Origin of the sequence: Micromonospora palythoicola, from assembly GCF_036689795.1 — a bacterium.
Classification (GTDB): Bacteria; Actinomycetota; Actinomycetes; order Mycobacteriales; family Micromonosporaceae; genus Micromonospora; species Micromonospora palythoicola.
Genome location: NZ_JBAGKI010000103.1, coordinates 1 through 12,007, shown reverse-complemented (window position 1 = coordinate 12,007; position 12,007 = coordinate 1). Strand labels below are relative to the sequence as shown.

Annotated in this window: 13 protein-coding genes; 7 read left to right on the top strand and 6 right to left on the bottom strand. The window is 73.5% G+C overall.

Features of this window, described 5'->3' with window-relative positions:
• Positions 1-77: 77 nt before the first annotated feature.
• The 3 genes from V5O40_RS26855 to V5O40_RS26845 are packed head-to-tail and all read right to left on the bottom strand — an operon-like array spanning position 78 to position 2,387.
• The gene (locus V5O40_RS26855; protein ID WP_332908051.1) at positions 78-833 is read right to left on the bottom strand and encodes an SDR family NAD(P)-dependent oxidoreductase; all 756 of its coding nucleotides are present in this window, start codon (positions 831-833) and stop codon (positions 78-80) included.
• The gene (locus V5O40_RS26850) at positions 826-2,139 is read right to left on the bottom strand and encodes an AMP-binding protein (RefSeq protein ID WP_332908050.1); all 1,314 of its coding nucleotides are present in this window, start codon (positions 2,137-2,139) and stop codon (positions 826-828) included. Before V5O40_RS26850 ends, V5O40_RS26855 begins: the two co-directional genes overlap by 8 nt.
• Entirely contained in the window at positions 2,136-2,387 is a 252-nt protein-coding gene (locus V5O40_RS26845) for an acyl carrier protein (RefSeq protein WP_093403117.1), read from the bottom strand. Before V5O40_RS26845 ends, V5O40_RS26850 begins: the two co-directional genes overlap by 4 nt.
• A 51-nt stretch (positions 2,388-2,438) precedes the next feature.
• Between V5O40_RS26845 and V5O40_RS26840 the strand changes: the two genes are divergently transcribed.
• Entirely contained in the window at positions 2,439-2,975 is a 537-nt protein-coding gene (locus V5O40_RS26840; protein ID WP_269738993.1) for a GNAT family N-acetyltransferase, read from the top strand.
• Between the two features lie 68 nt (positions 2,976-3,043).
• On the opposite strand, the gene V5O40_RS26835 is transcribed toward V5O40_RS26840, so the two are convergent.
• Positions 3,044-4,804, bottom strand: a complete 1,761-nt coding sequence (locus tag V5O40_RS26835) for a hypothetical protein (RefSeq protein WP_332908049.1) — start codon at positions 4,802-4,804, stop codon at positions 3,044-3,046.
• A gap of 267 nt (positions 4,805-5,071) precedes the next feature.
• On the opposite strand from V5O40_RS26835, the gene pseB reads away from it, so the two are divergent.
• The 5 genes from pseB (at position 5,072) to V5O40_RS26810 (ending at position 10,676) form a co-directional block, all read left to right on the top strand.
• Positions 5,072-6,055 carry a UDP-N-acetylglucosamine 4,6-dehydratase (inverting) gene (gene pseB / locus V5O40_RS26830; RefSeq protein ID WP_332908048.1) on the top strand — a complete coding sequence of 328 codons (984 nt, stop codon included), beginning with the start codon at positions 5,072-5,074 and terminating at the stop codon, positions 6,053-6,055.
• Between the two features lie 76 nt (positions 6,056-6,131).
• A complete protein-coding gene (locus V5O40_RS26825) occupies positions 6,132-7,292 on the top strand; it encodes a DegT/DnrJ/EryC1/StrS family aminotransferase (protein WP_332908047.1) in 1,161 nt (386 codons plus the stop codon).
• Between the two features lie 11 nt (positions 7,293-7,303).
• The gene (locus tag V5O40_RS26820) at positions 7,304-8,140 is read left to right on the top strand and encodes a hypothetical protein (protein WP_332908046.1); all 837 of its coding nucleotides are present in this window, start codon (positions 7,304-7,306) and stop codon (positions 8,138-8,140) included.
• Complete coding sequence (locus V5O40_RS26815; RefSeq protein ID WP_332908045.1) at positions 8,137-9,945, top strand: class I SAM-dependent methyltransferase; 1,809 nt, start codon at positions 8,137-8,139, stop codon at positions 9,943-9,945. Before V5O40_RS26820 ends, V5O40_RS26815 begins: the two co-directional genes overlap by 4 nt.
• Positions 9,942-10,676, top strand: coding sequence for a glycosyltransferase family protein (locus V5O40_RS26810; protein ID WP_332908044.1), 735 nt, complete (start codon positions 9,942-9,944; stop codon positions 10,674-10,676). Before V5O40_RS26815 ends, V5O40_RS26810 begins: the two co-directional genes overlap by 4 nt.
• A 5-nt stretch (positions 10,677-10,681) precedes the next feature.
• On the opposite strand, the gene V5O40_RS26805 is transcribed toward V5O40_RS26810, so the two are convergent.
• A complete protein-coding gene (locus tag V5O40_RS26805) occupies positions 10,682-10,906 on the bottom strand; it encodes a hypothetical protein (protein ID WP_332908043.1) in 225 nt (74 codons plus the stop codon).
• Between V5O40_RS26805 and V5O40_RS26800 the strand changes: the two genes are divergently transcribed.
• Positions 10,847-11,728, top strand: coding sequence for a spore coat protein (locus V5O40_RS26800; RefSeq protein WP_332908052.1), 882 nt, complete (start codon positions 10,847-10,849; stop codon positions 11,726-11,728). The genes V5O40_RS26805 and V5O40_RS26800 overlap by 60 nt on opposite strands.
• Here the strand turns inward: V5O40_RS26800 and V5O40_RS26795 are convergent.
• Positions 11,693-12,007 (bottom strand): UTRA domain-containing protein (locus V5O40_RS26795; protein ID WP_332908042.1); only part of this gene is annotated, 315 nt, incomplete at its 5' end. The genes V5O40_RS26800 and V5O40_RS26795 overlap by 36 nt on opposite strands.

Sequence of the window (12,007 nt, the reverse complement as noted above, 5' to 3'; positions counted from 1 at the left end):
GCGTGGGGGGGGGGGCTCCCCGGCCGGCCACCCGTGGTCCGGCGCGAGCCCCGGCGCGGGACAACGGGTGCGGCAGGTCAGATCGAGGCGGCACCGTCGACCACGATGACCTGGCCGTTGATGGTCGTCTGGTCGCGCAGCAGCAGCCGCACCACCGGCACCACCTCCTCAGGCTCGGTCAGCTGACCGGTCGGCGTACGACGCACGATCTGGTCGAGTTGGGTCTGGCCGAGCACCGCCGACATCTCCGAGGCGAAGAAGCCCGGGGCGACCGCGTTGACCAGCACCCGCCCGCCCAGTTCCCGGGCCAGCGAGCGGGTCGCCGCGTCCATCCCGCCCTTGGTGGCGGAGTACGCCACCAGACCAGGGAAGCCGCGCTGCGCGCAGATCGAGGTGATGTTGACGATCCGCCCACGCCGCCCCTGGGCCAGCATCCGCCGCACGGCCAGCCGGGTGAGCTGCAACGGTGCGGTCAGGTTGGTCTCGATGATCCGGCCGATGTCGGCGGTGGCGGTGTGTACGTGCAGCGAGTCCTGCCCGACGGCCGCGTTGTTCACCAGGCCGTCGATCGGGCCGAGCCGCTCCTCGGCCGAGCGGACGAACGCCTGCGCGGCGGCGAGGTCGGTCACGTCGACCGAGCCGACGTGGGTCCGCTCGGGGTGGGCGTCGGCGAGCTTGGCCAACTCGGGTGTGACGGTACGGGCGAAGGCCGCCACCTTCAGGCCCGAATCGAGCAGGTCGGTGGCGATGGCGAGGCCGAGGCCGCGGGATCCGCCGGAGACCAGCACCACGGAGCTGGGCGGTACGGGGGTGGGGATGGTGGGGTCAGACATCGCTCTTCAGGGTCTCCTTGACGGGAATCTCGGTCAGCACGCGGATCCGCCGCGGGACCGCGTACTCGGGCAGCCGGTCGGCGCACCAGCGCACCAGCGTCGCCTCGTCCAACGTCGCCTCGGCGGGCACCGGCTGCCGATCGGCCGGGCCGGTGCCGTCGGCCGGCCGGGCGGAGCCGGCCGCCGCGGTCGGTACCACCTCGGCGACGACCATGTGGCCGAGCAGCGGGGCCCGCCGACCGGTGACCCGGGCCCAGGCCACCCGCGGATGCGCGGTCAGCACGTCACGGACCACACCGGCGGAGACCTTGCTGCCACCGACGTTGATCTCGTCCGCGTCGAGCCGACCGGTGATCAGCACCCGGTCACCGCTCACCTGCGCCCGGTCGCCGGTGCGAACCGGACCGTCCAGTCCGGCACCGTGGTACGGCGAGGTGATCACCAGTTCCCCGTCACGCACCCCGACCGTGGGACGGCCCGCAGCCGCCCGGTCCAGCCAGTCCACCGGGAACCCCGCCCTCCCGTCGTGCACCACGATGGCCGCGCCGACCTCGGAGGAGGCGTAGATCCAGGAGATCCGGGCCGCCGGGAACACCTCCCGCAGCCGGTCCAGGATGGTCTGGTCGACCGGTTCGCCGCCGAGGGTCAGCTGCCGCAGCGGCACCCGGGCCAGCCCGGCCGGGTCGCGGTGCAGGGCCCGCCGCCAGAAGGTGGGGGTGCCGGAGGCGGCGTCCACACGGTGCTCGGCCGCCAGTGCCGGCCAGTCGTCGAGCTGATCAGGTTCCACCACCACCAGGTGCTGCCCCGGCTGGGTCAGCGACAACGTGACCACCTGCCACCAGGCGTACGTGCCGGGGGCGTACGGGCAGAGCCAGGTCCGCGCCGGCTGCTGCCCCCGCACGGTGGTGAGTGATTCGAGGGTGTGCCCGACCCGCTTGGGACGACCGGTGGAGCCGGAGGTCAGCAGCCACAGCCGGCCGGGCTCGGCGGTCCGCGCCGCGGGCGCCGTCGGGTCCCCGGCCGTGGGGGCGTCCAGCTCGGTGACCGCGAACCCGGCGTCCCGCAGCTCCGCGCGCATCGCCGCGTCGACCCGGCTGGCGGTGCTGAGCAGCAACTCGGTGCCGTGCACGGCGTGGTGCCGGGCGGCGGCGAGCGCGTACCGGGCCGAGTGGGCCAGCGCGGCGACGGGCTCCGGGAGAGTCAGCTCCGGCAGGTCGCGCCAGGTCAGCGTGGCACCGTCGACGACGATCCGGTTGTCCGCCCCCGCCGGACGGACGGGGGCCTGCGGGGCGGTCTCGACGCTCACTGCCGCTGCAACTCGACGAGGAAGTCCAGCACGTCGCCGACGGTGGCGATCCGGCGCAGCCCGGGAGCGTCGAAGTTCAGCTCCTCCCCCGTGGCGTCCTCGACCCGCAGCGCCAACTCGGAGAAGTCCAGTGACCGGAAACCAACCTCGCGCAGATCGGCGGCGTCGTCGGCGGGCAACGCCTTGCCCTGGTTCTTGAGAACCTCGCCCATGAGGTCGCGAATCTGCGCCCGACTCAATTCCTTCATGCGGCGGAGTGTACAGCCAGGTGAATCGTGATTAGGGTGCCCGGTGACCAGGTGAACGGAGCGGAAAGCGAGCGGTACGTGTTGCGTGACGCCACCGAGGACGACGTTAACCTGATGTTGTCCTGGCGCAATCAGGAAATCAACCGACAGGTCAGCAAGACCAGTCACGTCATCACCGTCGAGGAGCACCGACGGTGGTGGTCGGCGGTCCGTCAGGACCCCTCCCGCCGGGTGCTGACGTACCTGCGCGACGGCGTGCCCAGCGGCGCGGTCAGCTACTTCGACCTGCGGTTGTCCGGCCCGCGTACCGGCGGGTGGGGGTTCTACCTGGACGCCGAGGGGCTGGCCGAGCGGGGTGACACGCTGCCCGCCTGGCTGGAGGTGATGCGGGAGGCGGTCGACCACGCCTTCGACGTGCTGGCACTGGACCGGCTCGACGGTGAGGTGCTCGCCCACAACACGGCGGTACGGCAGATGAACCGTCGGTTCCGTTTTGTGGAGGGGCCCGGTCGCCAGGAGACGCACGACGGCCGGGAAATCACCGTCATCCCCATTTCCCTGGAGCGCGCCAACCGTCGCGTTCGCTGATTCTTGGCATTCTGTCCACGCATTGTTCACGTGACTGACGGGTTACGTTGGCCGGCCCGGCGCGAATGTCACCGGCGTCGCCATCCGGCCCACTTCCGCTGCGGGTCGCCGCCCAACCGGACGAAGCCGTACCGCGCGCCGTCCCAGTCGTCGGGCTCGTCGGGCGCCCAGCGGGCGAAGACCACCTCCGCGTCGGCCGGCGGCCGGTCGCGGAACCACGGCACCTCGGTCCAGGTGACCTGGTGGCTGAGGTTGAACCGGAGCTGGTAGGGCACGCCGGTGGAGGCGGCGACCCGGTCCGGTGCCCGGACCCCCAGCCCGGTCACGCCGGGCACGGGCGTACCGGTGGTCGCCAGCGGGCGGATCAACCGCTGCGCGATCACCTGCATGGTCGCCACGTTGACCACGACCAGCGCCGCGAGCACGACCGCCAGCAGGCTGGTGCGCGCGGCCGGACGACGGATCGCCAGCACGAGCACCAGCAGCAGGCAGCCGGCGATCCCGATCGCGGAGCCGACCACGGGCCGCATCTGTCGCCACCCGTCGGTCAGGGCCATCAGGTCCGGCGCGCTGAACCCACCCCAGCGCAGCCGCGCGCCCTCGGCCTCGGCGTGGTCCAGGCGCAGCCGGATCAGTGCCCCGCCCACCGCGAGCAGCAGCACGGTGACCCCGAGCCGGCGCAGCAGCGGACGGTACGCCGTGCCGAACAGCAGCCCGACGCCGACCAGCAGCCAGAACGGGGCGAACACCTGCACGTAGCGGGCGTAGATGGCGTCCGGCACCCGGTCCGGCACACCGGCCAGGACGACCTCCGCGCCGACGGCGACGCCCACCGAGGTCAGCAGGGCCATCCCGAACGTCCACCTGGCGGCGGCACCACCCCGGCGGCACACCCTGGTCACCGCCTCGGCACCGGCCAGCCCGGCCAGCCCGAAGGTGACCACCGTCAGGTACCACAGCTGCGTACCGACCGACGCCAGCACCTGCGACAGTCCGCGGACCGAGGTGAGCGCCCGCACGGCGTTGCCACCGGCCGGCTCGCCGAGCAGGCGCACCGTGTCGCCGAGCAGCCGTACCCCCGCCTCGTTGCCCAGCGCCGCCACCGCGACCGGCAGCACCGCCGCCAGCAGCACCGCCGGGTCCAGCCGACGGCGGACGAGAAGTGCCAGGACCAGCAGCGCGAATCCGGCGACGATCACCACGCCGCGCGAGTGCACCAGGTGAGCCGCGCCCGCCAGGGCACCGCACACCGCCGCGGCGACCGGCCCGGGCCGGTCGACCAGCCGGTGCACGGCGAGCAGCCAGGCCAGCAGCAGCGGCCCGAACACCGCGTCGGTCATCGCCACCGTGGGGTGGAAGGCCACCGCCGGCAGGGTCACCGCACCGACCGCCGCCGCCAGCGCCGCACCGGATCGCAGCCCCAACAGCCGGCGACCGACCAGGTACGCCAGCGGCAGGATCGTCGCGTTGAGCGCCGCGTTGATCACCCGTACCAGCAGGTAGGTGTCGAGGAACTCCCGGTCCAGGAGGAAGGCCGGCGCGATCAGCAGCGGGTAGCCGATCCGCCGGAGGGTCTCGTTCTCACTGCTGAACCCCCCGGGACCGCCGGCCAGGGCGCGTGCGGTGTTGAGGTAGCTGTCCTCGTCGGTGTGCGCGAACGGCATGCTGGCGTGACGGGCCAACCAGATCCGCCAGGCGGTCGCCAGTAGCCAGCCGCCGACCAGCAGCAGGGGCAGCAACCAGCGACGGCGACGCCGCGGCACCCACCCACGCGGGGCCACCGTCGCGTCCGCGTGCTCGGCCCGGGTCGCCTCGACCTCGACGCTCATCGTTCCTCCCACGACACGTCCGGACCGACGGCGGCCGTCCGCACGCACCTTGGATCCCGGTCGGGTGGAGACCCTAGTGCCCAGGTCGACGCAGGTCGGTGGGCACGCCGCGACGACCGCGGGTGTTCGCCAACCGGGTGCCGGCCATTCACCGCCGTACGACACGTGGTTAACCGCAGGGCTCGGGCCCGTTAACCCGCCGCGTCTAGCGTTCCCACCCGGCCGGCCCAGGCCGACCGCGAATCCGACACACACGGGAGCACCAAGTTGAGCGAGCTGAACGGATCGTCCATCCTCGTCACCGGGGGAACGGGTTCCTTCGGCAGGACCTTCCTGCGGCACCTCCTCGCCGATACCGATCCGGCCCGGGTGGTGGTCTTCTCCCGTGACGAACTCAAGCAGTACGAGCTGCGTCAGCAGCTCGGCGACGACCCTCGGCTGCGCTGGTTCATCGGCGACATCCGCGACCGGCACCGGCTGACCCGGGCCATGCACGGCGTGGATCACGTCGTGCACGCCGCCGCCCTCAAGCAGGTCGACACCGCGGAGTACAACCCGTCGGAGTTCATCGCCACCAACATCACCGGTTCGCAGCACGTCGTCGACGCGGCGATCGAGGCCGGCGTGCAGAAGGTGGTGGCGCTATCCACCGACAAGGCGTCCAGCCCGATCAACCTGTACGGCGCGACCAAGCTGGTCGGCGACAAGCTGTTCATCTCCGCCAACCACTACGCGGCGCAGCACCCGACCCGCTTCGCCGTGGTGCGCTACGGCAACGTGGTCGGCAGCCGGGGCTCGGTGGTCCCGCTGTTCCGCCGGCTCGCCGCCGAGGGCAGGAGCCTGCCGATCACCGACAAGCGGATGACCCGCTTCTGGATCACCCTGGACCAGGCCGTGCAGTTCGTCATCGACTCGTTCGACCAGATGCAGGGCGGCGAGCTGTTCGTCCCCCGCATCCCCAGCATGCGCATCCTCGACCTGGTCGAGGCGGTCGCCCCGGACGCCACCACCCACGAGATCGGCATCCGGCCCGGCGAGAAGCTGCACGAGGAGATGATCGCCCCGGACGACAGCCGGCGGACGCTGATCGCCAAGGACCGGTTCATCGTGCAGCCGACCATCGCCACCTGGGGCTACCAGCCGCCCGTCGGCTGCGAGCCGGTGGCGGACGGCTTCGCGTACCAGTCGGACACCAACGACGAGTGGCTCACCGTGCCCCAGCTGCGTGAGATGCTCGGCATCACGGCATGAGCGAGCACCGCGAGCGAATCATCAGGCTCAGCGGCTCCGTGCCTCATGGCGGCACGCAGCGCAGCGGAGTGCCGTCATGAGTTCCTCCTTCCTGCCGTACGGACGCCAGTCGGTGACCGACGACGACGTGGCCGCCGTGGTCGCCGCCCTGCGCAGCGACTGGCTCACCACCGGCCCGGAGGTGGCCGCCTTCGAGGCGGACATCTCGGCGTGGGCCGGTGGCGCCGGGGTGGCGACGGTCTCCAACGGCACCGCCGCGCTGCACGTGGCCTACGCGGCGGCCGGTGTCGGCCCCGGCGACGAGGTGGTCGTGCCGCCGATGACGTTCGTGGCCACCGCCAGCAGCGCGGTCGCCCTCGGTGCCCGGGTCGTCTTCGCCGACGTGGAGGAGGAGACGTTCACCCTGGATCCGGCGGCGGTGGCCGCGGCGACCACCGAGCGGACGAAGGTCGTCGCCGCGGTGGACTACGCCGGTCACCCGGCCGACTACGACGCGCTGCGGACCGCGCTCGACGGCGGCGACGCGCTGCTGCTCGCCGACGCGGCCCACTCGATCGGTGCCACCTACCGGGGCCGGCCGGTGGGGTCGCTTGCCGACCTGACCACGTTCTCGTTCTTCCCGACCAAGAACCTGACCACCGCCGAGGGCGGCGCGGTCGCCACCACCGATCCGGGACTGCTCAAGCGGGCCCGCCGGTTCCGCAACATCGGGCTGGTCCGGGAACCGGACGAACTGCGGTGGCCGGACGAGGGCGGCTGGCACCAGGAGGTGCACGAGTTCGGCCTGAACTACCGGCTGCCGGACGTGTTGTGCGCGCTCGGCCGCAGTCAGTTGCGCCGCCTGGACGCCTTCCTCGCCCGCCGCGCCGAACTGGTGGCCCGCTACGACGAGGCGCTCGCGGAACTGCCCGGCGTGCTCATCCCCGGCCGACGCGACTGGGCGGCACCGGCCTGGCACCTGTACCCGATCCGGGTGCTCGACGGCCGCCGCCGCGAGATCTACGAACGGATGCGCGCCGCCGGCATCGGCGTGCAGGTGAACTACATCCCCGCGCACTGGCATCCGGTCTTCGCCGATCTCGGCTACCGGCGCGGCAGTTGCCCCGTGGCGGAGGCCTTCTACGCCCAGCAGTTGTCGCTGCCGCTCTACCCTGGGCTACGCGACGCCGACCAGGAGCGCGTCATCGACGCGTTGGCCGCGGCCCTGCGCGGCACCTCGCTCCGGCCCGCCGCCTGAAGGAAAGCCCGATGCACCACGCCAACCACTTCTACGGTCACGCCCACGTGCTGGCCCGCTACGCCGGGCTGGGTGACGGCCATCCACCCCGGATCAACGGGTACGTCCAGCACGGCTGGAACATCGGCGACGGCCTCGCCCCCGGTCACCCGTACGCCGAACGCACACCGAGTCTGCTCTGGTCGGAGCAGACTCGGCGGCGGGCCTGGTCGGTCGGCCGGCGCAACGTCACGGTGATCGGGGCCCCGTTCGTCTACCTGCTGGCCATGCGGCCGGAGGAGGAGTCCCCGCCGCAGCGGGAGGGCACCATCTGGTACCCGTTCCACGGCTGGGAGGGCCAGCACGTCAAGGGTGACCACAAGGAACTGATCGCCCGCATCCGGGACACCGAACCCGGCCCGGTGACCGTCTGCCTGTACTGGCACGAGCACCGGATGCGGCGGGTACGCCGGCTCTACGAGAACGCCGGCTTCCGGGTGATCTGCCACGGCTACCGGGGACACTGGTGGAAGGACACCGACCCACAGTTCCTGGACCGCCAGCTCGCCGAGTTGCGCCGGCACCGCCGGGTCGCCTCCAACCGGCTGACCAGCGCCATCTTCTACGGCATCGCGGCCGGTTGTGAGCCGGCGGTGTACGGCGACCCGATGGTGCTGGCCGACGAGGACCCGACCTTCGGCGGCACCGCCCGGATCCGCCGGCAGTGGCCACAACTGCACGGCGAGCAGGTGCACCTGCCGACCGCCGTCGAGATCGCCCACGCCGAACTGGGCACCGACCACCGCCACCCGCCCACCTCGTTACGGGAGCTGCTGGGGTGGGCGTACCCGCAGGAGGAGACGACGTGACAACCGAGACGGCGTCAGCGGTGACGCTGCCCGGCGGCGAGATGCTCGCCTGGTCCGACCGGACGGACCCGGCCGACGACGGCCCCCTCGCCGCGTTGGTCGCCCGCCTGGTGCCGGCCGGCGCCCGGGTGCTGCTGGCCGGACCGCACGGTCCGGCGCTGCTCGACGCGCTGGCCCACACCCGGCTCACCTGCCTGCTGCGCGGCTACCCGGATGCGACAGCGGTCGCCGGACGGGTGGACCGGGTCCTGGTGACCGGCCCGCGGGGCCTGCCCGCCGGCGAGGAGTACGACGTGGTGATCGCCGGTGCCGGGCTGGACGCGGTCGAGTCGGTCGAAGGTGAGCCGCTCGGCTGGGACGCGTTGCTGGCCCGCCTGGTGGCGGCCGTCCGCCCCGGCGGTGACCTGCTGCTACGGCTGGACAACCCGCTCGGCGTGCACCGGCTGGTCGCCGCCGAGAGCTGGTACGCCGGCCGGGGCGACGCCGAGTGGACCGTCGGAGGTGTGCTCGACACCGCCCGTCCCGCCAACCTGGCGCAGGTACGCGAGCGACTGACCGCCGCCGGGATGCACGCCGGCGCCTGCTACGCCGGGTATCCGCGGCCCGACCTGACCACCGCGCTGCTGGCTGTCGACGAGCTGGCCCGGCGCACCACGAGCGGGCTGTTCGACGCGGTGCTGCACGCCGCCTGCACCGACGGGTACACCGGCCGCTTCGTCCTCGCCGACCCGGCCCGGCTGGCCGTGGACGCCCTGCACGCCGGTCGCGCCGCCGACCTGGCCCCGTCCTGGCTGGTGCTCGCCCGCCGGCCGGCCGCCGAGCCGGGCGGCGCCGCCGACGACGCCGGTGACCCGCTGCCGCGACTCGACCGGCCGCAGGACCCGCCGCCCGGGGTCGGCGGATCCGACCGGCTGCCGGTGGCGCTCGTCGCCGACGCGACGGCGGGCGGCACGGTGGTCGAGGTGCGGGACGGGCCGCAGGGGTGGCACTGGCACCGGACCGGCGTCACCGTGCCCGCCGCGTCGGCCGACGCACCGTACGCCGGTCGTGCGGCCGCCCACCGCGACCCGGCCGCCCCCGACGGACCGGTGCCGGACGGGCGTCTGCTGCGCAGCCTGCTGCTCGACGGATGCCTGCGGCGCGACACGGCACTGCTGCGCCGGCTGCTCCGTGGTTACGCCGACTGGCTCGACGGCCAGGCCGAGCAGGGACGGCTCACCGGAGCGGTGGCCGTGGCCGGGGCGGACAACCTGGTCGTCGACGGCGACCGCTGGGGAGTGCTCGACCGGGGCTGGCGGGCCGACGCCCCGTTGCCGGTCGACGTGGTGCTGGCCCGGACGCTGTGGCGCTTCGCCGCCGACCTGCTCACCGGCGGGTACGCCCACCCGTGGACCTCCACGCTCGACGTGGCGGGGCTGACCGTGCTGCTCGGTGGGGTCGCCGGACGCGACTTCGACCGGGCCGTCGTCGAGGCCGCGACGGAGCGGGCCGCGACGGCCGAGGTCAGCCCGACCGACCCGCCGCCGGGCCCGCGCAGCTACCAGCAGCTGCGCGAGGCGTGGCTACGCCAGCGGGAGGAGAACACCCGGCTGAGCGCGCTGCTCACCTGGACCGAGAACCTGCTCACCTCGCGCGAACGTGCGCTGCGTCGGGCCGAAGCGAAGATCAACCTGATGAGCGGCTCGCTGAGTTACAAGGTCGGGCGGCTGGCCCTGACCCCGGCCCGAATGGCCAAGCGCGGCGCCCGCGCCGCCAAACGCCGGGCCCGCACCGCCATCGCCGCGAAGCAGGGAGAACAGAAATGACCGATCGGATCGTCGGCATCGTGCAGGCGCGGATGGGTTCGTCCCGGCTGCCCGGCAAGGTGCTGCGTCCGCTGGCCGGACGCAGCGTGCTCGGCCGGGTGGTCCGGGCCGCGCAGGACAGCGGCGTACTGGCCGACCTGGTGGTGGCGACCAGCGGCGACGTCAGTGACGACGCGGTCGTCGCCGAATGCGACCGGCTCGGCGTCGCCTGGCACCGGGGCCCCGTCGACGACGTGCTGACCCGCTTCGTCGGCGCCCTGGACGCCCATCCCGCCGACGCGGTCATGCGGTTCACCGCCGACTGTCCGCTGCTGGATCCGGAGATCGTCAGCCTGGTCGCCTCGGTGTACCGGGCCGTGCCGGGGCTGGACTACGCCAGCACGTCGATCGCCCGTACCCTCCCCCGCGGTCTGGACGTCGAGATCATCCGGGCGGACGCGCTGCGTACCGTCGACCGGCTCGCCACCGAACACCACCGGGTGCACGTGACCTCGTACGCGTACGCGCATCCGGAGGTGTTCCGGGTGCTCGGCGTGACCCTCACCCCGGACCGTTCGCAGCTGCGCCTCACCCTCGACACCGAGCGCGACTGGGAGCTGGTCCGCGCGGTGGCCGACCACTTCGGTGACGTCAGCGTGCCGTTGGCCAAGCTCGCCGACTGGCTGGACGGGCAGCCCACGCTGCGGGCGCTCAACGCCGACGTCCGGCAGAAGCGGTTGGAGGAGCGCTGAGCAGGTTACGCGTCGGGCTGCGTTGCGACGCCGGGCCGCTGCGCGGGGTCGGGCACCTGGTCCGCTGTCTCGCGCTGGGCGAGGAGTTCCAGGCCCGGGGTGCCACCGTCGAGGTCTTCGGCACCGTCGACGGCGTCGGGTGGGCGGCCGACCAGCTCACCGCCCGGGGCATCGCGGCGCACCCCGGCGCGGACACCCCGGACGAGCTGGTCGCCGCCGCCCGCCGCCACGACCTCGACGTGCTGGTCCTCGACTCCTACGAGCTGGATCCCGCCGGTGCGGGGGCGCTGCGGGCCGCCGGGGTGCTGACCCTGGCCATCGTCGACGGGGACACCCGGGGACAGGACGCCGACCTCTACCTCGACCAGAACTTCGCCACCGACCTGGCGGTGCCGGCGGGCCGGCTGCTCGCCGGCAGCGGATACGCCCTGCTGCGCGCGGGTGTCCTGGCCGCCCGGCCGGCGGCCCCGCGTCCGGCGGTGACGGTCGATCCCCCCTCGGTGCTGGCCTTCTTCGGCGGCACCGACGCGGTCGGCGCGGCACCGGTGCTGACCGAGGTGCTGCTGTCGACCGGCCGGCCGATGGAACTCACCGTCGTCGTCGGCCGGCCCGAACTGGGCGAGCGGATAGCTGGGCTGACGCCCGGCCCCGGGCAGTCGCTGCTGCCGGTGCCGCCCACCGGCACGCTGCCGGCCCTGATCGCCGCGGCGGACCTGGTGGTCAGCGCGGCCGGCACCTCCACCTGGGAACTGTGCTGCCTGGGGGCGCCGTCGGCGCTGGTCTGCGTGGTGGACAACCAGCGCGAGTCGTACCACCGGGTGGTGACCGCCGGACTGGCCGCCGGCCTCGGTGAGCTGCCCGCGCTGGCCGGTGACCCGGTGACGGTCCGCGCCGCCACGGACACCCTGGCGGAGCTGCTCGACGACGGGGCCCGCCGGGCGGAGCTGTCCGCCCGGGCCTGGGCCACGGTGGACGGGCGCGGGCGGGAACGGGTGGTGGACGCGGTGCTGGACACGCTACGGCACGTCGCGGCTGGCTCCCCAGTGCAGTGACAGGCCCCGCGCGGCGCGGTCGGTGTTGATCTGCATCATGCTGCCGAGGATCGTCGCCCGGTCGACCACGATCGCGGTGCCGTCGAGCGTGTAGGTGGTCCGGTCGCTGATCAGCACGGCAGCACCCGGTGCGTCGTCGAGGTGTGCCGCCAGCGCCCCGTCGAGGACGCCGGGCCGGATCGTCTCGGTCGCCCGGGCGACCCAGACCCCACCGGCGGCGTGCCCCGCGGACAGCGTCGGCGTTGGGAAGTCCACCTCGCGCCGACCGGCCGCGGGTGA

What these genes read in the sequence shown, in the direction of transcription:
- V5O40_RS26855 (WP_332908051.1), bottom strand. Translation starts at nt 833, where the DNA reads ATGTCTGACCCCACCATCCCCACCCCCGTACCGCCCAGCTCCGTGGTG.
- V5O40_RS26845 (WP_093403117.1), bottom strand. Translation starts at nt 2,387, where the DNA reads ATGAAGGAATTGAGTCGGGCGCAGATTCGCGACCTCATGGGCGAGGTT.
- V5O40_RS26835 (WP_332908049.1), bottom strand. Translation starts at nt 4,804, where the DNA reads ATGAGCGTCGAGGTCGAGGCGACCCGGGCCGAGCACGCGGACGCGACG.
- V5O40_RS26825 (WP_332908047.1), top strand. Translation starts at nt 6,132, where the DNA reads ATGAGTTCCTCCTTCCTGCCGTACGGACGCCAGTCGGTGACCGACGAC.
- V5O40_RS26820 (WP_332908046.1), top strand. Translation starts at nt 7,304, where the DNA reads ATGCACCACGCCAACCACTTCTACGGTCACGCCCACGTGCTGGCCCGC.
- V5O40_RS26810 (WP_332908044.1), top strand. Translation starts at nt 9,942, where the DNA reads ATGACCGATCGGATCGTCGGCATCGTGCAGGCGCGGATGGGTTCGTCC.